This window comes from Neobacillus fumarioli NBRC 102428, from assembly GCF_001591485.1.
In the GTDB taxonomy this organism is placed as follows: Bacteria; Bacillota; Bacilli; order Bacillales; family Cytobacillaceae; genus Neobacillus; species Neobacillus fumarioli.
Genome location: NZ_BCUZ01000045.1, coordinates 1 through 20,591, shown reverse-complemented (window position 1 = coordinate 20,591; position 20,591 = coordinate 1). Strand labels below are relative to the sequence as shown.

Sequence of the window (20,591 nt, the reverse complement as noted above, 5' to 3'; positions counted from 1 at the left end):
AGCAGCGATGGCGAAGAAGAAGCGCGAGGGAATCGTAGATGAATCAGAGGCAGAGCCTAAAGCAGCTGAATCTGATGAGGCTGATGATCTTGCCAAGAAAAAAGCAGCAGCCGTAGCAAAAGCAAAAGCCGCCGCAGCAGCAAAGGCCAAAGTAGCCGCAATGGGCGGAGGCAGTGCTTCTGGCGATGATGAAAAGGCGAAAGCCATTGCAGCAGCAAAAGCGAAGGCAGCTGCAGCAGCGAAAGCCAAAGCTGCAGCCAAAGGCGGGGCCGCAGTTTCTGATGCACCAGGTGCTGAATCAAAGCCATCACCGAATCAGCCATATTTAGATAAGTATGTCAAAGTGATTGAAGAAAATTTAGGCCCGAATGTTTTAGAAGATTTCTATATTAATAAACTGTCCAAGGATGTCCCGACTCTGGTTGTGAAGCGTGAATACTACTTTAAATTGGCCCAATTTTTAAAATATAACGAGATGTTAGGGTTTGACTATCTATCAGAGCTTCATGGAACAGATTTTGTCACACATATGGAAATTTATGTTCACTTATACTCATACAAAAATCGGCAGTCCGTCGCATTGAAAGTGAAAATGGACCGTGATGCCCCGGTAATTGAATCCTTATCTCCTTTATGGGCCGGCGCAAACTGGCCTGAGTGTGAAGCCTATGATCTACTGGGTATTCAGTTTACCGGACATCCGAACCTGCACCGGATTTTCCTTGGTGAAGATTGGGTCGGCCATCCACTGCGAAAAGACTATGAGCCGTATGACGTGGAGGTGTAGCAGGTGATTAGAACAGAAGAAATGGTCCTGAATGTCGGACCTCAGCATCCAAGTACACACGGAGTATTCCGGCTGATTGTAAAACTTGATGGGGAAATCATTACCGAAGCTATTCCTGTCATCGGTTATTTACACCGTGGAACCGAAAAATTGGCGGAAGATCTGCAGTATACCCAAATCATCCCGTACACAGACCGGATGGATTACCTTTCGGCGATGACCAATAACTATGTGATCTGTCATGCGGTAGAAACTATGATGGGCATTGAGATTCCCGAACGTGCCGAGTATTTGCGCGTTATGGCTATGGAACTGAACCGGATCGCCAGCCACTTAGTGTGGTGGGGAACCTTTTTGCTTGACCTTGGAGCTGTCAGCCCCTTTCTCTACGCATTCCGTGAGAGGGAAATGATTATCAATCTCTTAAACGAGCTTTCAGGAGGCCGCTTGACCTATAACTATATGCGTGTCGGCGGAGTGAAATGGGATGCACCCGATGGCTGGATTGAAAAGGTAAAAGAATTTGTTCCCTATATGCGGGAACAACTTGCCGGCTATCATAGTTTGGTGACGGGAAATGAAATTTTTATGAATCGGGTAAGTGGGATCGGCAAGTATACGAAAGAGGACGCGCTGAATTATTCGCTCAGCGGGGCAAATCTTAGATCGACCGGGGTTAAGTGGGACCTGCGTAAGGATGAGCCGTATTCCATCTACGACCGCTTCGATTTTAATGTGATCACAGAGGAGGGCGGTGATGCTCTGGCACGCTATCATGTTCGGACGAAAGAAATTGAAGAGTCGTTGAAAATTGTGGAGCAGGCGTGCGAACAATTTCCGTCCGGCGGTGAGATCCTTGCCAAAGTGCCTAAAATTATTAAAGCGCCAAAAGGGGAAGCTTTTGTCCGAATTGAGTCGCCGCGTGGTGAGATTGGCTGTTACATCTGCAGCGACGGGAAGAAAGAGCCGTATCGCTTAAAGTTTAGAAGACCATCCTTTTACAATTTGCAAATTCTGCCGAAGTTGTTAAAGGGAGAAAACATTGCAAATATGATTGCCATTTTAGGAGCAATTGATATTGTACTTGGAGAGGTGGACGGCTAATGATACAGAATATGCTCGAGTCAAGTCCCGGCTGGTTTAATTTTATTATCTTCTTTATTCTAGGGGTTATTTTACTTTTTATCGTATTAGGATTTGTCACGTATTCCATTTTGGCGGAGCGGAAAGTCATGGGTTTCATGCAGCTCAGGATCGGCCCAAACCAGGTCGGCGGTCGCTGGGGACTATTGCAAACCGTTGCGGACGTATTAAAGCTTCTATTAAAGGAAGATATTATTCCGAAGCTAGCCGACAAGCCATTGTTCATTCTGGCACCGATCATCGCCTTTGCACCGTCATTCATGGTATTAGCAACCATCCCGTTTACAGATAAGTTTCAATTTGCCGATCTCGGCGTTGGCTTACTATATTATGTGGCCGTTTCCGGGATGACCGTGTTCGGCGTACTTCTCGGAGGCTGGGCTTCCAACAACAAATACTCTCTTTTAGGAGGTGCACGGGCTACGGCCCAGATGATTTCGTATGAAATCCCGCTTGTCATGTCGGTGCTGGGAGTGATCCTGTTATCCGGCAGCTTAAACTTAAATAAAATTGTGGAAGCTCAAGCGCATGGCTGGTTTATTTTACTGCAGCCAATCGGCTTTATCATCTTCATCATAGCCTCGACCGCAGAATTAAGCCGAACACCATTTGATCTGCCGGAATCAGAATCAGAACTAGTTGCCGGATACCATACCGAATATACCGGCTTCCGCTGGGCCTTCTTTATGCTGGCAGAATATGTATATCTATTTGCCATGTCAGCACTCATTACCGTACTATTCCTTGGCGGCTGGATGTCACCATTCAAATTCCTGAACTTTATTCCCGGATCCGTCTGGTTCGCACTCAAATTCTGCTTCGTCGTATTCATCTACATCTGGTTCCGCGTCACATTCCCAAGAATGCGAGCCGACAAACTCATGGAATTCGCCTGGAAAGTACTACTACCAATCGCACTGGCAAACATCTTCCTAACCGCCTTGATCAAGTCTCTATTCTTCGGTGCCTGACACCATCCGTGGACATTTGTCCGCCTGGAGTGGACAGAACACGCGTAAAACAATATGGTGTGTAACTGGCACTAATTACGAAATTTGACATTACGAAAACAGGTGTCCATCCCACGTGGACAAAACAGGGAAATGTCCACGAGCGGTGCCTGACACCAACATCAAAAAGGGGTGAGAAACGTGCTTGGTTTAGCAAAAGGTTTGAAGTATACGTTAAAGCAGTTATCTCGTGAGAAGGTGACGTATGATTATCCGAATGAGCCGCTGCCGCTGCCGGATCGGTTTCGCGGGATTCAGAAGTTTTATCCGGAGAAGTGTATTGTGTGTAATCAGTGTGCGAATATTTGTCCGACGGATTGTATTCAGTTGACGGGGAAGAAGCATCCTGATCCGACGAAAAAAGGCAAAATCATCGACACGTATGATATTAATTTTGAGATTTGCATCCTTTGTGACCTGTGTACGGAGGTTTGTCCGACGGAAGCGATCGTGATGACCAATAATTTTGAGCTCGCTGAATACAGCCGTGATAGGTTATTTAAAAACCTGGAATGGCTGGATGAGAATGACGAAAACGTGCGGCAGGTGAATAAAGCATGACATTTTCGGGCGAATTTTTCGCATCTATGGTTCTCGCCCTGGTGGCCATTATCGGCGGTGTATTGCTGTTAAACCTAAACAAGGTTGTTCACATGGTCGTGGCCCTTATTTTCACCTTCGTCAGCATCGCTGGCATTTACATTCTGCTCTCGGCTGAGTTTGTCGCCGCAGTACAGGTGTTAATCTATTCTGGTGCTGTCACGATTATCATGCTGTTTGGCATTATGTTAACCAAGCCATATGACGAAAGTGAAGAACCGACTGGGAAATGGAGAAAAATTATATTGGCAATCGGGATTGTCGGTTTTGCCTTTGCTGTGTATCTTGGCATCTACAATTTCGATATCCCGCAAGTACAAACCGTACTGCATGAAAACAATACAATGCAGATCGGCAAGGCGATTTATTCGAAATTTATCATTCCATTTGAGTTTGTCTCCGTTCTACTTCTAGTAGCCTTGATCGGCGCGATTGTGCTGGCAAAACGCGAGGATAAGGAGGGGGAAAAAGAATGAGTTCAGTCCCTGCTTCGGCCTTTCTGGCACTAGCCCTAATCCTTTTTTGCATCGGTTTATACGGTGCGTTGACAAAGCGGAACACTGTTATTGTGTTAATTTCAATTGAATTAATGCTAAATGCGGTGAACATCAATTTGGTTACCTTCAGCAAATACGGCTTAAACCCATCGATTACCGGGCAAGTATTTACCCTGTTTGCGATGGCCGTTGGCGCAGCTGAAGCAGCTGTTGGACTGGCAATCCTTATGTCGGTCTACCGTAATAAGAAAACAGTTCACATTGACGAAATGGATGAAATGAAAAACTAAAATCTTAGGGATGTCTATTTTAAAAGCAAAGAGACACCGACAACAATGGCAGCGGCCCTAAGTCTATCCGCACAAGATTCAAGAAAGCCTAACAAAAAATTTCCGCCAAAAAAGCGGGATTGTGCAGACCTAGATCTAAAGGGTGCCGCCGCACAGGGGGATTAAGGATGGAAAATGCTTGGCTCATACCGCTTTTCCCGCTAGTATCTTTTGTAATCCTTCTTCTCATCGGTAAGCAATTGAAAGAGCGAAGCGCCTATGTGGGGATTCTCGCCACATTTGTATCACTTGTCTTCTCGATCGTGGTGTTATTCCAGCGTTTTTTTGAGCCGACCTACAGCGCAAAATTCAATTGGCTTACGATAGGAGATCTTCATATAACAGCGGGCTTTGAAGTCAATCAATTAAATGCATTAATGCTGTTTATCGTTTCGCTCGTCAGCTTCCTTGTGCACACTTATTCAAAAGGATATATGCACGGCGATGAGCGCTTTTCGGTATTTTATGTGTATTTAGGATTATTTACGTTTGCCATGCTGGGATTGGTTATTTCGCCAAACTTACTGCAAACCTATATTTTCTGGGAATTGGTTGGACTAGGTTCCTTCCTGTTAATCGGATTTTATTTTTACAAAGAAGAAGCAAAGGCTGCTGCGAAAAAAGCCTTCATTATGACCAGGATCGGCGATGTCGGCTTATTCATCGGTATGATTCTTTTATTCTGGCAAACTAAAAGCTTTGAGTATAGCGAAATTTTTAAAGCAGTCAATGCCGGTCAGGTGTCAGGCACCATGATTACCTTAACGGCGATTCTGATTTTTGTAGGAGCTGTTGGAAAATCAGGTCAATTCCCGCTCCATTCATGGCTTCCGGATGCGATGGAAGGTCCGACACCGGTTTCTGCATTGATTCACGCGGCGACAATGGTTGCGGCCGGGGTCTACTTGGTTGCAGCGCTGTTCCCATTGTTCTTGGCCAGCAAAACGGCACTGCTTACGATCGCAATAATTGGGGCATTTACCGCCATTTTCGCCGCCAGCATTGGTCTCGTGCAAACCGATATTAAACGCGTGCTTGCCTACTCTACGGTGAGCCAGCTTGGTTATATGATGTTTGCTTTAGGCTCTGCTGGTTATGTTGCCGGCGTATTCCACTTGATGACGCATGCATTCTTCAAGGCATTATTATTCCTTGCAGCCGGCTCTGTGATCCATGCGGTCGGCGGCAATCAAGATATCGAAAAAATGGGCGGTCTGTGGAAAAAATTAAAGCTGACTGGGCCGCTGTTCTTAATCGGAACACTCGCAATCAGCGGGGTGCCGTTACTATCGGGTTTCTTTAGTAAAGATGAAATTTTGGCAGCCGCATGGGAAGGCGGACACCCGATCCTCTTCTTGCTTGCGTTAATTGCGGCGTTCTTTACAGCATTTTATATGTTCCGCCTGTTCTTCCTAGTATTTACCGGAGAATTCCGCGGGAAGGATGAAAAGCATGTACACGAATCACCTGGGTCCATGACGTTCCCAATGATCGTTCTTGGGGTCCTCGCCATCGTTGGCGGTTACGTGAACACCCCTTGGTTCGGTTCCTACCTTGGCGACTGGCTCGTTCAAGGCAATGCGAAGCTTGGCTCAGGTCATGCAGAAGGTCCGGTATGGATTCAGCTGGCGGCAACGCTTTTCTCGCTTGGCGGTAGTTTCTTTGCTTGGCTCATTTACGGCAAGCGCTCTGTATCGCGTGATTGGTTAAGCGGCAAAGGCGGTATCTTGCATACGATTTTATTAAACAAATACTATATTGATGAATTCTATCAAATGACGATTGTGGCGATCTCAAAGGGCATTAGCTATCTGTTCCGTTTCATCGATGTCTTTCTTGTCGAAGGTCTTGTCAAACTGGTCACCAGTATCATCCAAGGTCTGGGAAAGCTGGGGGCGAAACTGCAAAGCGGACAGGTGCAAACATACGGTGCCGTAGCCTTTCTTGGACTGGCCGTTCTCGTTGTCATCTTTGCCTTAACAGGGGGGTACTTACGATGAATTTACATTCCATACTTTCAATTCTGGTATTCTCCCCACTCGCAGGGATCGTGGTGCTAGCCTTTGTACCAAAACAGGCTGAAAAGATTTGCAAACTAGTCGGCGTTCTTTTCACACTGCCAGCATTGTTTTTATCGTTGGCCATTTATTTCCATTACTTAGCTGGTAAAAATTTAGCCGATTTTTCGGTGACCCATTCATGGATTCAGTTTCGCGGCTTTAACGTTCAAGAGCCTGTTTTTTCAGTAGCCTATGAGCTTGGCATTAACGGCTTTCAGCTTTTGCTCGTCGTGCTTACGGCAGTAGTTGCAACCCTATCGGCGATCGGCGCTGTACGGTTTGTGAAAAAAGAATGGAAGGGCTACTTTATGTTGTTCCTTCTCTTGGAAACCGGTATGCTTGGTGTGTTTACAGCTGAAAACTTAATATTGTTTTTTATCTTCTTCGAGGTTACCTTGATTCCAACATTTTTCCTGATTGGAAAATGGGGTTATTTTGAAAAAGAAAAAGCCGCATTCAGTTTCTTGCTTTATAATGGCTTTGGTTCTGCCATTTTGCTCATCGTGATCATGATTTTATTTGCGAAAACAGGGACGACCAATATCGAAATGCTGCGTAAAATCGTCGCCGATCCAAGTGACCCGATTAGTGGCAGCTTGAAGTTGGGCCTACTGATTTCTTTGCTGATTGCTTTTGGCGTCAAATTGCCGATTTTTCCGCTGCACAGCTGGATGCTGCGGGTGCACGTCCAAGCACCGCCGTCTGTTGTCATGATTCACTCTGGGATTCTGTTAAAAATCGGTGCTTACGGTTTAATTCGGTTTGGAATGGGCATTTTCCCTGAGCAGTTTAAGATGCTCGCTACGCTTATCGCCGTTCTTGGGGTCATGAATCTGCTTTGCGGGGCGTTTCTTGCATTCATTCAAACCGATTTTAAAATGGTGCTCGCTTATTCCTCCATTTCCCATATGGGAATTGTGCTGATGGGGATGGCCGCAATGAATCAGACGGGCGTTCAAGGAGCGATTTTTCAAGTCATTTCCCACGGATTAATTTCGGCGCTATTGTTCTTTATTGTCGGTGTTCTTTACGAACGGACTGATACTTCGTTTATCGAAAATCTTGGCGGACTCGCCAAAGGCATGCCGCTTGCTGCCGGATTCCTGCTTGCAGCTGGAATGGCTTCTTTAGGACTTCCGGGTATGTCGGGTTTCGTCAGTGAATTTATGGCCTTTATGGGACTGTTTAAAACTTTGCCATGGCTTGCTGCGGTTGGAACCATCGGCATCATCATGACCGCCGCCTATGTGCTGCGCGCTGTTTTGGGGATGACGTTTGGCCAGGCACACCGTGAATTTACTGGTGTTTTCGACTTAAAGGGCGTTGAATTCATACCGGTTCTGGTACTTGTGTTGTTAATCGTGTTAATTGGAGTATTCCCAAGTGTTCTGAGCTCTCCGCTTCATTCCGCACTTGAGACGATCTTGGTTGGGTTAGGAGGGTGATGAAGGATGAGTGCTGAGAACTTTTTATCGATCAATTGGAGCATAATGACACCGGAGTTCATCATCCTTGGTGTGGCAGCTTTACTTATCGTATTTGATTTATTTATGCCGAAAACCTTGGGCCGAACCATTCTTGGCTGGATTGGCATTGCGGCCATCTTTGCAGCGCTTATGTCTGTTGCCTCAATGGCAGGCGGGCCCGCACAGTCCATTTTAAGTAATACATTCCGAATTGACGGCTTTTCGATTGCTTTTAATATGCTGCTGCTTCTCGGTGCCGCGCTCGTTATGTTTATAGCTGTCAGCTATGAGGCAAAGGACGGGCTGGAGAAATATCAAGGTGAATTTTATTATCTTTTTTTAATCGCCGTATCCGGCGGGATGCTGATGACTTCAAGCGGTGATTTAGTTACGCTTTATATTGGTTTAGAATTATTATCCGTTACTTCTTATATTATGGCGGGGATGCGCAAAGATCATGTGCAGTCGAATGAATCGGCAATGAAATATGTCATCAATGGTGGAATTTCCACTGCAATCATTTTATTTGGGATGAGCTATGCGTACGGCTTGACAGGTACAACCAACTTGCTTGACATTGCGCAAAAGCTGTCAACCCTATCCGACGCCAATCAGGCTTACTTGCTCGGCTTAGCCTTTTTAATGTTGCTGGTTGGTTTATCCTTTAAGCTGGCAGCTGCCCCGTTTCATATGTGGGCCCCGGACGTTTACCAAGGCGCTCCGACCCCTGTTACAGCGTTTTTGGGGGTTGTTTCTAAAACAGCCGGATTCGTGATTGTGATTCGTATTTTGCTTACGGTATTTGGCGCCGCGGTCACAAATGGACCGGGATCGGCCCCAATTATTATTAATATGCAAAACTATCTTGCCGTGATTGCTGGCGCAACGATGATGATTGGGAATGTGGTAGCTTTAAGGCAAACGGATATTAAACGGATGTTTGCCTATTCCAGTATCGCACACGCTGGATATTTACTTGTTGCATTAACTACTTTATCGGCGAATATGTTCTATTCCATTTGGTTCTACCTGCTTGCTTATTTGTTCATGAACCTTGGAGCGTTTGCCATCATCCAGGTTGTGACGGAAAAAGCAGGCTCGACGAAAATTACCGAATTTGCTGGTCTTTATCGCCGCTCACCAGTTCTCGCCGTCTCTATGGGAATTTTACTGATTTCGTTGGCGGGTTTCCCAGGCACAGCTGGATTTATCGGCAAATTAAACATCTTTATCGGAGCATTTTACGGAACATCCCATTATCTACTAGCTGCGATCATGATTGCGACCACTGTCGTTTCATACTTCTATTATTTCGGAGTCATGACCCAAATGTTCTTCCGTCCCGTAGCAGATAAAAGCAAACTTGACATTCCATTTGGAATTGTCATCGTACTACTAGTCGCAGTCGCTGGCTCAATACTATTTGGAGTAGCACCAAACATCGCCTTCAACTTCATGCAAAACAACCTGGACATCATCGGCCAATTCTTTAAATAAAACGAAAGAATGGTGCCTGACACCACCCGTGGACAATTGTCCTCCTGGGGTGGATAGATCAAACAACCCATCCTTCTCAAAGAAAGCAAAACTGTCCACACCACGTGGACAAAACAGCAATTTGTCCACGAGCGGTGCCTGACACCGCTTTTTTAATTTTTTATGAAAAGGTACTGCTAATTTTACGGCGCAATGTGATAGAATAAACATTGTGTGAAAAGGAGGTACCATATGAATGATTTGGGACAAATGGCGTTGGTGAGTATCCTGTCACATCTAGTATTTATTGCATTGGCTTGGTGGGCGTTGCAGGCGATCCGCCTTGAGAAATTGCTGCGTGCAAACCATGTGCTTCAGGCAAGAGTACTCTATCTATTGTTAGCGATTTTTCTTGGCTCATCTGCTAGCAACTTTTTCCTGGATTATTTACAATGGTCCAGACAGCTGCCAATGATTTTTAAATAGCTTCAATAGCTTCATCAACGAGAGGCATCTTAGAAAGCGGAGTTCCTTACTCCTGGTTACATATGTAAGTTGCTGGCTTCTTCTTTGCTTTAACGCAAAGCATTAACATTTTTATTGTATCCGCTGGAAACAGCTGTAAATTGGAAAAAATTTAGGTCTTCAATCATGTTCCCTATTGCAAATAGATTGAGTACAATCTTCTTTGTGTGGAAAAATTAACTGTAAGATTTCCTTTTGCAAGCCGGAAAGTAACGTCATGTCTAAAAGTGACGATATTTCCCAAGTATGCTTTTCACTCCCTTGGAAACAATGGTAATAAGGGAGAGAAGAGAAATGGGGAAAACAAATAAACAGTTTTTAGGTATTTTTATTTTTATTAGTATAATTCTGGTTGTGATTGGGAACCGGACAACTGAGGCAAACGGCGGCCTGAATTTTTTTCAAACAGAAAAAGCGGATGAATCCGGCGCATCGTTTTTTCAAGCAGATCAAAATAGCCACGATTTAACGAGAATCGGCGCAGCATTGAAAGCCGAACATATTTTGCTCGATGAGTGGTCATTTTATGCACGTGAACAACTAACAGGCCTAAACAGTGAGATGGAAGTAGAGGAATACGCGCGCAGTCTTCGAAGAAAATTTCCTAATTGGCACTGGACCTATTCAAATACCAGTGAAAAGTGGGAAATGACAGCAGTATCTCCAACAACCAAACACCACAACGAAATGCTTCAAATTTTGGCAACCCACAGAAAACAACCTGCAAGTGCGTATATAGTCTATAGTGTGAGCGGAAAAGAGTGGAACAAGCGTGAGGAGGCTTTTTTCGCAAGCTCGCTGTTTAAAAATAGGCTAACTGACATTTTTCATGAAAAACCAACAGTTTTTTCTTGTATGAAAGGGATCGCAAGTGATAAGATTGATACGGCTTTACCTAAAACAGTGAATCATTTTCTATCTATATTTAAAGCGAAGAAAATCGAAGCGTTACAAGAAAAATCATTCATGTCTATTTCAGCTGCATCGCCAATGTTTTCAGATTCCATTGAGACGAAGAAAAATCATATGAATCTGCAAATTGGCATACGCTCCGAAGGATTGGGCTCAAGAACTACCGTTGTAGTAGGAACCCCTATCATTACGATTGAATATTAATATAGAGAAAATGGACGCGGAGGGGAATACTCTTGGAAAAGATCATCGTCCGCGGCGGACAAAGGCTTAATGGAACGGTAAAAGTAGAAGGAGCAAAAAATGCCGTTCTGCCAGTTCTCGCTGCAACCTTATTAGCAAGTGATGGAAAAAGTGTAATTCGTGATGTACCTACACTCTCCGATGTATACACAATTAATGAAGTTTTACGCAACCTACATGCTGAAGTTAGCTTTGTAAATAATACAGTTGTCGTTAATGCATCCAGAGAGTTAAAAGAGGAAGCGCCATTTGAGTATGTTCGGAAAATGCGCGCCTCTGTTCTTGTAATGGGATCGTTACTCGCCCGTAATGGCCGGGCTCGTGTAGCGCTTCCTGGCGGTTGTGCAATTGGCTCCCGGCCAATTGATCAGCATCTTAAGGGCTTTGAAGCTATGGGGGCAACGGTAAAAGTAGGAAATGGCTTCATCGAAGCAGAAGTAAAGGGCCGCTTAAAAGGGGCAAAGATTTATTTGGATTTCCCAAGCGTAGGCGCAACAGAAAATATCATGATGGCGGCTACTCTTGCTAAAGGAACAACTATCATTGAAAACGCCGCTAAGGAACCCGAAATTGTTGACTTAGCAAACTTCTTAAACAAAATGGGCGCAAAAGTTCGGGGTGCAGGAACGGGCACGCTTCGTATTGAAGGTGTTGACGTATTATTTGGTGCAGAACATACCATTATACCCGACCGTATCGAAGCAGGTACCTTTATGGTCGCTGCCGCCATCACAAGAGGCAATGTACTTGTAAAGGGTGCTGTACCGGAACATCTTTCTTCATTGATTGCAAAAATGGAGGAAATGGGTGTTACCATTACCGAGGAAGAGGATGGCGTTCGGGTTATTGGCCCAGAGCAGTTAAAAGCGGTTGACATCAAAACAATGCCGCATCCGGGATTCCCAACCGACATGCAATCGCAAATGATGGCACTGCTTTTATGTGCGGAAGGCACTTCAATGATTACCGAAACGGTTTTTGAGAATCGGTTCATGCATGTGGAAGAATTCCGGCGTATGAATGCCGATATTAAAATTGAAGGCCGTTCGGTCATTTTAAATGGTCCTTGTAACTTACAGGGTGCCGAAGTTGCGGCAACCGACCTTCGTGCTGCTGCAGCATTAATCTTGACTGGCTTAGTAGCAGAAGGAATCACACGGGTAACGGAATTAAAGCACTTAGACCGAGGCTATGTGAACTTCCACGAAAAGTTGGCGTTACTTGGAGCCGACATTGAACGTGTAAGCGAACCGGATGAAATCTTCATCGAGGTGGAAAAATACGTATCCGATATGAATGCGTAAGTTTGGAAATAACTTTCAGCATGAATCTGAATAATTGAAGTTACGCACACGTACGTGAATGCATACAATGTCACAAGAGTGGTATTTGAGGAATTTGCTGGATCATTTCCACATCTTAGTTGGCACACACGGATACGTGGAATTAAACGTACCAAAAACAACGGGGCCTGCCGAACGACGGGTCCTGTTTTTCATTTGACTCCATTATTATGCGCTCTACTATTAGAATATGACACCCATTTCGTTCTATGATACCAATTGTCCTACCGCTTCAGTTCTTTATAACTTTTCCAAATAACCACAACAAATATAAAAAACATCATCTATAAAAAATTAGAGAAGCCCTCAAACTGTCCACCCCACATGGACAAATCGGCAATTTGTCCACGGGCGGTGCCTGACACCAAAATTCAGTAATAAATGCTTGTCCGTTTCCATATGTATGAATTGTGAAAGACCTGTTTGTTTGAGGCGGGTTATGAATTTTACATACTGGAGGCTATAAGCATGAATAAGTTCAAACCACTCATTGTACTAGGATCGGTTCTTATTGCCTTGTCGCTGATTATTCCTTCATTGCTTGTGATTCCTTTTTCGGAGGGGAAGGCCATTGGAAAATTGGGAGGGAGGATCAATTCTAAGGCCCCGCCGAAAAGATCAGTCTCCCTATCCAAAGCGGATGAAGCGATAGAAGTATCTGTCTATCGTTCCAGAACAAAGAGAATCGAAAAGGTTCCGTTGGAGGAATATCTCGTTGGTGTGGTGGCTGCAGAAATGCCAGCTGAGTTCAAAGAAGAAGCTCTAAAGGCACAGGCACTGACAGCAAGAACCTATATCGTAAATCGTCTGCTGAGCAAGGATACGACGGGCGCTCCAAAAGGTGCCGAGGTGACCGATACACCACTAAATCAGGCTTATGAAAGTGAAGATGAACTAAAGAAAGCCTGGGGCATGGACTATAATAAGAAATATAAAAAAATATTAGATGCAGTACGGGCAACGAGCGGTCAAATTATAACCTATGATGGGAAGCCGATTCAGGCACAGTTCTTCTCCACCAGCAACGGTTACACCGAAAATTCCGAGGATTATTGGTCGGGTAGCATTCCCTATTTGCGCAGTGTATCAAGTCCATGGGATAAAAATTCTCCTAAATTTAACGGGGAAATGGAATTCACTGTTAAAGACTTTGAAAATCGTCTTGGCGTGAAAATCGGCACATCAGGCCCAATCGGAAAAATTATTGCCCATACCGCTGGAAAACGCGTCGCGAAAGTTGATTTTAATGGAAAAATTTTAACCGGCAAGGACATCCGCGAGAAACTGGGTCTGATGTCTTCTGATTTTTCCTGGCAACGAAAAGGCAATATGATTGTCGTTACAACAAAAGGCTATGGACACGGTGTCGGCATGAGCCAATATGGTGCAAATGGAATGGCAGCCGAGGGCAAGACCTATAAGGACATTGTGGAACACTACTATTCGGGAGTCCAAATCACCTCAGCAGATAGTTTGCTTGCGATGATGACAGCCAAAAATTAAAGGATTCAATGATCGCCAGGTTGATACCTGGCTTTTTCAATTTTAAGCTCGAGTCAAGCTGCAAACAACAGGCCCTCCTATCATTTAAAAAAATCCCCACTTTCATGCATAAAAATAAACCCGCTGTCGAAAAATAAACTTTTTAAAAAATTTTTCCAGACTAGTGTATATAATTCTACTTATCTGTTCAGAATGATTGCTGAGGTGATGAAAAATGAGAGAGGAAGAAAACAAACGATCTTCTCAAGGTTCCAAAATGAAACGCTTTTTCAAAAAGCGTTGGGTGTTTCCAAGCTTGTATATCGCTAGTGCAGCAATCATTTTAACCGGGGTTCTATGGTATCAGTCAAGCAGCACAGACACGAACAAATATAGCTACAACTCTACAGACTCTTCAGGTAAGCAGTTTAACGAGCCGTCAGTTGAAGTGAACAAAGCGATGGAAAACTTCAAAATGCCGGTTAAAAATCCTGACTCTGCTGTCATTAAAATGAAATTCTATGATTTCAACGGGAAGCCGTCAGACCAGGAAGCATCATTAGTATTTTACAATAATACGTATCAGCCAAATACCGGTATCGATATTACATCAAAAGACGGTAAAACCTTTGATGTGACAGCATCCTTAAGTGGAAAGGTTACCCGTGTCGACGAAGATGCAACGCTTGGAAATGTTGTCGAAATCGAACATGATAAAGGAATTGTTACACAATATCAATCCATTAAAAACATCAAAGTTAAAGTTGGAGACAAGGTACAACAAGGCGATGTAATTGCTCAAGCTGGCAAGAGCTTGTATAACGAAAAAGCTGGAACACACGTTCATTTTGAAATTCGCAAAGATGGTGTTGCGGTAAACCCATCAGATTATATCAACAAGACGCTAAGCACCCTTGCTGAAACAAATGTATCAGGCAACACATCTGAAGAATCAACACAACTTCCAAAAATAAAAGAAGACCAACAAAATATGGACGACTCAGGAAGCACAACTGATACACCATCTTCCAACCAAAGCTCAGACCAAAACTCAGATAACAGCCAAAACACAGACCAAAACAGCAACACAACCGACACAAACACAAACTCATAACCACCATCATAAAGGGGAGAGGAATATACTTTCCTCTTTTTTTTGTTGAGTTTGGTGTCAGGCACCACTCGTGGACATTTGTCCGCCTCCAGTGGACAATCGGTGAAACTGGGTGTCAGGTGTTGATTTTCTGTGTTACAATGGTAAAAAAAGGGGGGATTTGTTTGAAACGTTTGGCGAATCTTTTGCTGTTGTTGGTGGTGTGTGTGTTGTTTGCTGGATGCAGTAAGGAGCCGACACCCGGGGACCGGTTCGCGGAGTACATAGCTTTATGGAATCAGCAAAAGTTTGATAAGATGTATGGTTACCTTAGCGATGATGCTAAGAAGAAAATCACCAAGGATGACTTCACTTCCCGTTATAAAAAACTCTACAATGACCTGCAAATAAACAACCTCAAGATTAACTTCACAAAACCTAAAGACGACACACAAGCCAAAAAAGACCAAGCCCACTATTCTTTTACTGCTAACATGAACAGCATTGCAGGACCCATTCATTTCAGTTATCAAGCCCAATTGAAAAAAGAAAAACGAGACGATCAGACGAATTGGTATATTGACTGGAACACGGGGTTTATTTTCCCGCCATTACAAGAAGGAGACAAGATTCAGCTCTCTACAACCTTGCCAAAACGGGGACAAATTCTAGATCGCAATAGCAAAGGACTGGCTGTCAACGGTCAGGTGTATGAAGTGGGCGCAGTGGCAGGCAAAATTCAAGAACCGGGCCTCGAGCAATTGGCAAGCCTGCTAAAAACCACACCAGAACAAATCAACAAAGAACTGAATGCCAGCTGGGTAAAGCCGGGGCTGTTTGTACCGTTGAAAAAAGTCGCGCTCGATGCACGGAGCGGATTAAACAACTGATGGCAATTGATGGCGTGCAGACACGAAAGGTCGAAGCTCGGCTCTATCCTTACAAAGAGGCAGCCGCCCAGCTAATCGGTTATATTGGACCGATAACAGCAGATGAACTGGCCCAGTTAAAAGGAAAGGGATATACCAGCAGTGATTTGATTGGAAAAAGAGGCCTTGAACAAGTGTTGGATGAACAGCTGAAAGGCACAAGCGGCGTTAAAATCATCATTAAAAAAAAGGATGGAGGCCAGACCGTGCTTGCAGAAAAACCAGTTGCAGATGGCAAAGATGTCAAGCTGACAATTGATGCAGAGCTTCAGGCCAAGATTTTTACAGAAATGAACGGAGAGGCTGGGGCCGCTTCGGCGATGAACCCGAAAACGGGTGAAACGCTGGCACTCATAAGCAGTCCGTCATTCGACCCAAATCAGGCTGTTCTTGGGTTCTCGGCTGATGAATGGAAGGCCCTTCAAGATGATCCGAAGAAGCCGCTGACCACACGCTTTAAACAGACATATGCACCTGGGTCGGTAATGAAGGCCATTACAGCTTCAATAGGCCTTGACAGCGGCACCATAAAGCCAGACCAAGAAGTAAACATTAGCGGGAAGAAGTGGCAGAAAGACGCTTCATGGGGCGGTTATTATGTAACAAGAGTGCATGAGGCCAGTCCGGTAAATTTGGAAAAAGCATTCGTTTTTTCCGACAATATTTATTTTGCCCAAGCGGCGTTAAATATAGGGAAGGACGCGTTTATTTCGGGGTTGAAGAAGTTCGGCTTTGATCAGGATATGGGATATGCCTACCCGCTGGAAAAATCAACGTATGGTACGATGAATGGGGACATAGCACTTGCAGATTCCGGCTACGGTCAAGGGCAAATCGAAATGAGTATTGTTCATGTAATGGCCGCCTACACGCCTTTTATCAACAATGGCAATATGTTGAAGCCAATCCTATTAGCGGATGATCAACATGGTCAGGTGTTGAAGCCTGCTGTGGTATCTAGCGCAAATGTAGCAGTAGTTGCGGCAGATTTGCGCAAGGTTGTGGCTGATCCGAGCGGGACTGCCCATAGTGCTGATATAGCTGATTACCCGCTTGCAGGAAAAACGGGTACAGCAGAAATAAAGGAAAAACAAGGCACAACCGGCACGGAAAACGGCTGGTTTATTGCCTACAACACCGACTCGCCGAACCTTTTGATCGCTATGATGGTCGAAGGAGTCCAAGGTAGAGGAGGCTCGCAGATCCCGGTAAATAAGGTGAAAAATATTTTCATGAAGATCAAATGAGTTTTGAATAAATAGACCATGGTTTCAAGCCTGGTCTATTTTTTTACATTCGGGATGCCACTGATATTTCCTTAAGTCGATGATCCCATTAAGCCCAACTTCAACTCCCTCCGCTTCAAGGGACAGTAACTGGTCATGATAGGACTCATCATCTTGAAGGGCGATTTGACCTTTGGCATTGATAATCCGGTGCCAGGGAAGACGGTATTTCTTACTCATCGAGTGAAGAATACGAACGACTTGGCGGGCCGCCCTGGGACTACCGGCAAGGCTGGCAATCTGACCATACGTCATCACCTTACCTTCAGGGATATTTCGAATAATAGAAATTACATTTTCTGTAAAAGGTGTCATAACTTTATTCCTTTCATTGAGATCATAACCCTATTATACATTTTTAAACTATCTGTTACCCTCTCGACAAATTTCCCGGAAAATACGACAAGAAATGAAACGATTTTCTTCAAAACTAGTAGAAAATGCCGCTCTTAAGAATTGTGAAAAAAAGTACGTACCGTCCAATTTTCAAAAAACTTCAGAAACCCCTTGTCCCTATTGTGGATTTTGTGCATAAACCCATATCCAAGCTAATAAAATGTTACAAACCTTTACAAAGAGAGTGTTTGAGGTGAGGAGTCGTTTGAAGTTAACGGATATTCAGCCAAGGACATGATTATTCATCGTATGATCAGAAAGTACCTACTTTCTGCCGTCTGGTGCCTGACACCAAGATAGACACCCAATATGCAGCAATGTCCACTGGAGGCGGACAATTGTCCACGGGCGGTGCCTGACACCACACGGAAGCAGTATTTCGTCGAAGTGATAAGCGGGTCTCATTTCACATGTCTCACATCCAATTTAGGGAGGGCGAGAGTGTGCACGATTACATCAAAGAGAGGACTATCAAGATTGGTAAGTATATCGTGGAGACGAGGAAAACAGTTCGCGTGATTGCGAAGGAGTTTGGCGTATCCAAAAGTACAGTCCATAAGGATTTGACCGAAAGGCTTCCTGAGATTAATCCAGAACTTGCAAACGAGGTTAAAGAAATATTAGATTATCATAAATCTATTCGCCATTTACGGGGCGGCGAGGCAACGAAAATGAAATATCAGAAAGAAGAAAAGGAGGGGGAGACGGTAAAATAATCAAAAGTTTTCATTATTAAAAAATAATAATTCTCTTCAATCCTTCACTCCGACAATTTTCATCAAAAAAATACAGCGATTGAAATAAAACGTTATGGAAATTTTAATGAATATGGTACAATATTCAATTAGGAAGATAAGAGGATTCCGTTTTGAGGAGGAAAGGAAAGAGAATGTTTGCAAGGGATATAGGGATTGATTTAGGAACGGCTAACGTATTGATCCATGTGAAGGGCCGTGGCATTGTATTAAATGAACCATCAGTTGTTGCGATAGACAAAAATTCAAATCGGGTTTTAGCAGTTGGCGAAGAGGCTCGGCGCATGGTAGGACGTACACCTGGCAATATTGTGGCCATTCGTCCATTAAAAGATGGCGTCATTGCTGATTTTGATGTAACAGAGGCAATGTTGCGCCACTTTATTAATAAACTCAATGTGAAGGGCTTTTTATCAAAACCCCGCATTTTGATTTGCTGTCCAACGAATATTACAAGCGTTGAGCAAAAAGCGATTCGTGAAGCAGCTGAAAAGAGCGGCGGTAAAAAGGTGTACCTGGAAGAGGAGCCGAAAGTAGCGGCAATTGGCGCAGGCATGGATATCTTCCAGCCTAGCGGAAATATGGTAGTAGATATCGGTGGAGGAACGACGGATGTTGCTGTACTTTCAATGGGCGATATCGTAACGTCTTCCTCCATTAAAATGGCCGGCGACAAGTTCGACATGGAGATTTTGAACTACATTAAACGCGAGTACAAGCTGTTAATTGGTGAGCGTACAGCGGAAAATATTAAAATTAACATCGGAACTGTCTTTCCGGGATCGCGTTCAGAAGAAATGGAAATCCGTGGCCGTGATATGGTAAGCGGTCTGCCGCGTACGATTTCAGTCCGTTCCGAAGAAATTGAAGCAGCACTAAGAGAATCCGTTTCCGTGATTGTTCAAGCGGCCAAAAGTGTACTCGAACGCACACCGCCAGAGCTTTCCGCTGACATCATTGACCGCGGTGTCATTCTAACAGGCGGCGGAGCGCTATTGCATGGAATTGATATGCTGCTTGCAGAAGAGCTAAAGGTTCCGGTACTTGTAGCAGAAAATCCAATGGATTGCGTAGCAATTGGAACAGGGGTCATGCTTGATAATATTGATCGGATTCCAAATCGAAAATTAGGCTGATCTTAAAGTAACCAAACAGGATTGTTTTATGTCCTGCCCTTTATACCGATAAATAAAAGGAAAAAGTCTAATGAAACGGGTGGACAAGCCTTGGTCATTGGGCTTTTTTATTTTGGGCTGAAGTTTGGAAAAAAAATTTAATGTATTATTTTCAGCAAAAGAGTAAACTAAAGACATAATACGGCTGCTTAAACGGTTTAGGAGAATAGAGATCAACCTGCGAAAAGAAAATCTAAGGAGCACTAAGAGATGGACATGGAAGAACAGCATGGCATAACAACTAAAAAGAAACGAGTGAGAATTCGTCTTATACCGATCTGGTTGCGTCTTGTTCTGCTCGTGATCCTTATGTGTGTCAGCTTAATGGCGGGTGCTGTCGTCGGGTTTAGCGTGCTTGGAGACGGCAAAGCAGCCGATGTATTCAAACCATCGACCTGGGTACATATTCGTGATTTGGTTAATAAAAAGTAATAGATCGTTTTTGGGAAGGGACCGCTACTCTTCCTTTTTGTATGCATTTAATAGTAAAATAGGAAAGATCACTTGCTATTAGTAGGAGGTATTAGGGTATATGCTTGATATCCAGCAAATTAAAGAAATTATTCCTCATCGTTATCCGTTCTTGCTTGTGGACAGAATTTTGGAGGTAGAAGAAGGAAAGCGTGCAGTCGGGATTAAGAATGTTTCGGCGAATGAAGAATTTTTCAATGGACATTTTCCAGAATTTCCGGTGATGCCAGGAGTCTTGATCATTGAGGCACTTGCACAAGTCGGAGCCGTTGCCGTTTTGAAAAAAGAAGAAAACCGCGGTCGGCTGGCATTTTTTGCGGGAATCGACAATTGCCGCTTTAAACGTCAAGTGAAACCTGGCGATCAACTGCGGCTAGAAGTAGAAATGGTTCGCGTGAGGGGTTCCATTGGCAAAGGAAAGGCTGTTGCCACAGTGGACGGGGAAATTGCCTGTGAGGCGGAGATCACCTTCGCCCTTGGAGACAAAAAAGAATAGTAAAGAGGGACAGATTGCAAACTCTGTCCCTTTTCCGTTGGCCCGGGTGGGTTTCCTGATCAAGTAAGAAAGAAAATGTTGACTTCGAAAATTGTCAAGCGCAAGCGTCCTAGCCCC

General features: G+C 44.2%; 21 protein-coding genes. 20 read left to right on the top strand and 1 reads right to left on the bottom strand.

Annotation, left to right across the window (positions count from 1 at the left end; genetic code table 11):
- The 16 genes from BFU02S_RS08920 to BFU02S_RS17665 all read left to right on the top strand — a co-directional run.
- The coding region (locus tag BFU02S_RS08920; protein ID WP_066369375.1) for an NADH-quinone oxidoreductase subunit C at positions 1-787 on the top strand (787 nt) is incomplete at its 5' end.
- 3 nt (positions 788-790) lie between these two features.
- The gene (locus BFU02S_RS08915) at positions 791-1,891 is read left to right on the top strand and encodes an NADH-quinone oxidoreductase subunit D (protein WP_066369373.1); all 1,101 of its coding nucleotides are present in this window, start codon (positions 791-793) and stop codon (positions 1,889-1,891) included.
- Entirely contained in the window at positions 1,891-2,901 is a 1,011-nt protein-coding gene (gene nuoH, locus BFU02S_RS08910) for an NADH-quinone oxidoreductase subunit NuoH (protein ID WP_066369371.1), read from the top strand. Before BFU02S_RS08915 ends, nuoH begins: the two co-directional genes overlap by 1 nt.
- A 180-nt stretch (positions 2,902-3,081) precedes the next feature.
- A complete protein-coding gene (gene nuoI, locus BFU02S_RS08905; RefSeq protein WP_066369368.1) occupies positions 3,082-3,501 on the top strand; it encodes an NADH-quinone oxidoreductase subunit NuoI in 420 nt (139 codons plus the stop codon).
- The gene (locus tag BFU02S_RS08900) at positions 3,498-4,016 is read left to right on the top strand and encodes an NADH-quinone oxidoreductase subunit J (RefSeq protein WP_066369366.1); all 519 of its coding nucleotides are present in this window, start codon (positions 3,498-3,500) and stop codon (positions 4,014-4,016) included. Before nuoI ends, BFU02S_RS08900 begins: the two co-directional genes overlap by 4 nt.
- Positions 4,013-4,327 carry an NADH-quinone oxidoreductase subunit NuoK gene (gene nuoK, locus BFU02S_RS08895; protein ID WP_066369364.1) on the top strand — a complete coding sequence of 105 codons (315 nt, stop codon included), beginning with the start codon at positions 4,013-4,015 and terminating at the stop codon, positions 4,325-4,327. Before BFU02S_RS08900 ends, nuoK begins: the two co-directional genes overlap by 4 nt.
- A gap of 167 nt (positions 4,328-4,494) precedes the next feature.
- The gene (nuoL, locus tag BFU02S_RS08890) at positions 4,495-6,366 is read left to right on the top strand and encodes an NADH-quinone oxidoreductase subunit L (RefSeq protein ID WP_066369356.1); all 1,872 of its coding nucleotides are present in this window, start codon (positions 4,495-4,497) and stop codon (positions 6,364-6,366) included.
- A complete protein-coding gene (locus BFU02S_RS08885; RefSeq protein ID WP_066369354.1) occupies positions 6,363-7,871 on the top strand; it encodes an NADH-quinone oxidoreductase subunit M in 1,509 nt (502 codons plus the stop codon). The genes nuoL and BFU02S_RS08885 overlap by 4 nt, the downstream gene beginning before the upstream one ends.
- A gap of 6 nt (positions 7,872-7,877) precedes the next feature.
- Entirely contained in the window at positions 7,878-9,389 is a 1,512-nt protein-coding gene (nuoN, locus tag BFU02S_RS08880; RefSeq protein WP_066369351.1) for an NADH-quinone oxidoreductase subunit NuoN, read from the top strand.
- 231 nt (positions 9,390-9,620) lie between these two features.
- Positions 9,621-9,854, top strand: coding sequence for a DUF1146 family protein (locus tag BFU02S_RS08875; RefSeq protein ID WP_066369349.1), 234 nt, complete (start codon positions 9,621-9,623; stop codon positions 9,852-9,854).
- 333 nt (positions 9,855-10,187) lie between these two features.
- Complete coding sequence (locus tag BFU02S_RS08870) at positions 10,188-11,009, top strand: YwmB family TATA-box binding protein (RefSeq protein ID WP_066369347.1); 822 nt, start codon at positions 10,188-10,190, stop codon at positions 11,007-11,009.
- 32 nt (positions 11,010-11,041) lie between these two features.
- The gene (gene murA / locus BFU02S_RS08865) at positions 11,042-12,352 is read left to right on the top strand and encodes a UDP-N-acetylglucosamine 1-carboxyvinyltransferase (RefSeq protein WP_066369345.1); all 1,311 of its coding nucleotides are present in this window, start codon (positions 11,042-11,044) and stop codon (positions 12,350-12,352) included.
- Between the two features lie 507 nt (positions 12,353-12,859).
- Positions 12,860-13,894, top strand: coding sequence for a stage II sporulation protein D (spoIID, locus tag BFU02S_RS08860; protein WP_066369341.1), 1,035 nt, complete (start codon positions 12,860-12,862; stop codon positions 13,892-13,894).
- 214 nt (positions 13,895-14,108) lie between these two features.
- Entirely contained in the window at positions 14,109-14,987 is an 879-nt protein-coding gene (spoIIQ, locus tag BFU02S_RS08855) for a stage II sporulation protein SpoIIQ (RefSeq protein WP_066369339.1), read from the top strand.
- 164 nt (positions 14,988-15,151) lie between these two features.
- A complete protein-coding gene (locus tag BFU02S_RS17670; protein ID WP_369690661.1) occupies positions 15,152-15,856 on the top strand; it encodes an NTF2-like N-terminal transpeptidase domain-containing protein in 705 nt (234 codons plus the stop codon).
- Entirely contained in the window at positions 15,856-17,142 is a 1,287-nt protein-coding gene (locus BFU02S_RS17665; RefSeq protein ID WP_369690660.1) for a penicillin-binding transpeptidase domain-containing protein, read from the top strand. Before BFU02S_RS17670 ends, BFU02S_RS17665 begins: the two co-directional genes overlap by 1 nt.
- A 24-nt stretch (positions 17,143-17,166) precedes the next feature.
- Here BFU02S_RS17665 and BFU02S_RS08845 read toward each other — a convergent pair whose 3' ends face one another.
- Positions 17,167-17,496, bottom strand: a complete 330-nt coding sequence (locus tag BFU02S_RS08845; RefSeq protein ID WP_066369337.1) for an MGMT family protein — start codon at positions 17,494-17,496, stop codon at positions 17,167-17,169.
- Positions 17,497-18,020: 524 nt separating this feature from the next.
- On the opposite strand from BFU02S_RS08845, the gene spoIIID reads away from it, so the two are divergent.
- The 4 genes from spoIIID (at position 18,021) to fabZ (ending at position 20,474) form a co-directional block, all read left to right on the top strand.
- Entirely contained in the window at positions 18,021-18,293 is a 273-nt protein-coding gene (gene spoIIID, locus BFU02S_RS08840) for a sporulation transcriptional regulator SpoIIID (protein WP_066369336.1), read from the top strand.
- 173 nt (positions 18,294-18,466) lie between these two features.
- The gene (locus BFU02S_RS08835) at positions 18,467-19,468 is read left to right on the top strand and encodes a rod shape-determining protein (RefSeq protein WP_066369334.1); all 1,002 of its coding nucleotides are present in this window, start codon (positions 18,467-18,469) and stop codon (positions 19,466-19,468) included.
- A 249-nt stretch (positions 19,469-19,717) separates the two neighbouring features.
- Entirely contained in the window at positions 19,718-19,939 is a 222-nt protein-coding gene (locus BFU02S_RS08830) for a DNA-directed RNA polymerase subunit beta (RefSeq protein WP_066369331.1), read from the top strand.
- A gap of 100 nt (positions 19,940-20,039) precedes the next feature.
- Positions 20,040-20,474 carry a 3-hydroxyacyl-ACP dehydratase FabZ gene (gene fabZ, locus BFU02S_RS08825; protein ID WP_066369327.1) on the top strand — a complete coding sequence of 145 codons (435 nt, stop codon included), beginning with the start codon at positions 20,040-20,042 and terminating at the stop codon, positions 20,472-20,474.
- The last annotated feature ends 117 nt before the right edge of the window (positions 20,475-20,591 follow it).

Coding starts and splice junctions, on each gene's coding strand:
- nuoH (WP_066369371.1), top strand. CDS start 1,891: ATGATACAGAATATGCTCGAGTCAAGTCCCGGCTGGTTTAATTTTATT.
- BFU02S_RS08900 (WP_066369366.1), top strand. CDS start 3,498: ATGACATTTTCGGGCGAATTTTTCGCATCTATGGTTCTCGCCCTGGTG.
- nuoK (WP_066369364.1), top strand. CDS start 4,013: ATGAGTTCAGTCCCTGCTTCGGCCTTTCTGGCACTAGCCCTAATCCTT.
- nuoL (WP_066369356.1), top strand. CDS start 4,495: ATGGAAAATGCTTGGCTCATACCGCTTTTCCCGCTAGTATCTTTTGTA.
- BFU02S_RS08885 (WP_066369354.1), top strand. CDS start 6,363: ATGAATTTACATTCCATACTTTCAATTCTGGTATTCTCCCCACTCGCA.
- nuoN (WP_066369351.1), top strand. CDS start 7,878: ATGAGTGCTGAGAACTTTTTATCGATCAATTGGAGCATAATGACACCG.
- BFU02S_RS08875 (WP_066369349.1), top strand. CDS start 9,621: ATGAATGATTTGGGACAAATGGCGTTGGTGAGTATCCTGTCACATCTA.
- BFU02S_RS08870 (WP_066369347.1), top strand. CDS start 10,188: ATGGGGAAAACAAATAAACAGTTTTTAGGTATTTTTATTTTTATTAGT.
- spoIID (WP_066369341.1), top strand. CDS start 12,860: ATGAATAAGTTCAAACCACTCATTGTACTAGGATCGGTTCTTATTGCC.
- spoIIQ (WP_066369339.1), top strand. CDS start 14,109: ATGAGAGAGGAAGAAAACAAACGATCTTCTCAAGGTTCCAAAATGAAA.
- BFU02S_RS17665 (WP_369690660.1), top strand. CDS start 15,856: ATGGCAATTGATGGCGTGCAGACACGAAAGGTCGAAGCTCGGCTCTAT.
- BFU02S_RS08845 (WP_066369337.1), bottom strand. CDS start 17,496: ATGACACCTTTTACAGAAAATGTAATTTCTATTATTCGAAATATCCCT.
- BFU02S_RS08835 (WP_066369334.1), top strand. CDS start 18,467: ATGTTTGCAAGGGATATAGGGATTGATTTAGGAACGGCTAACGTATTG.
- BFU02S_RS08830 (WP_066369331.1), top strand. CDS start 19,718: ATGGACATGGAAGAACAGCATGGCATAACAACTAAAAAGAAACGAGTG.
- fabZ (WP_066369327.1), top strand. CDS start 20,040: ATGCTTGATATCCAGCAAATTAAAGAAATTATTCCTCATCGTTATCCG.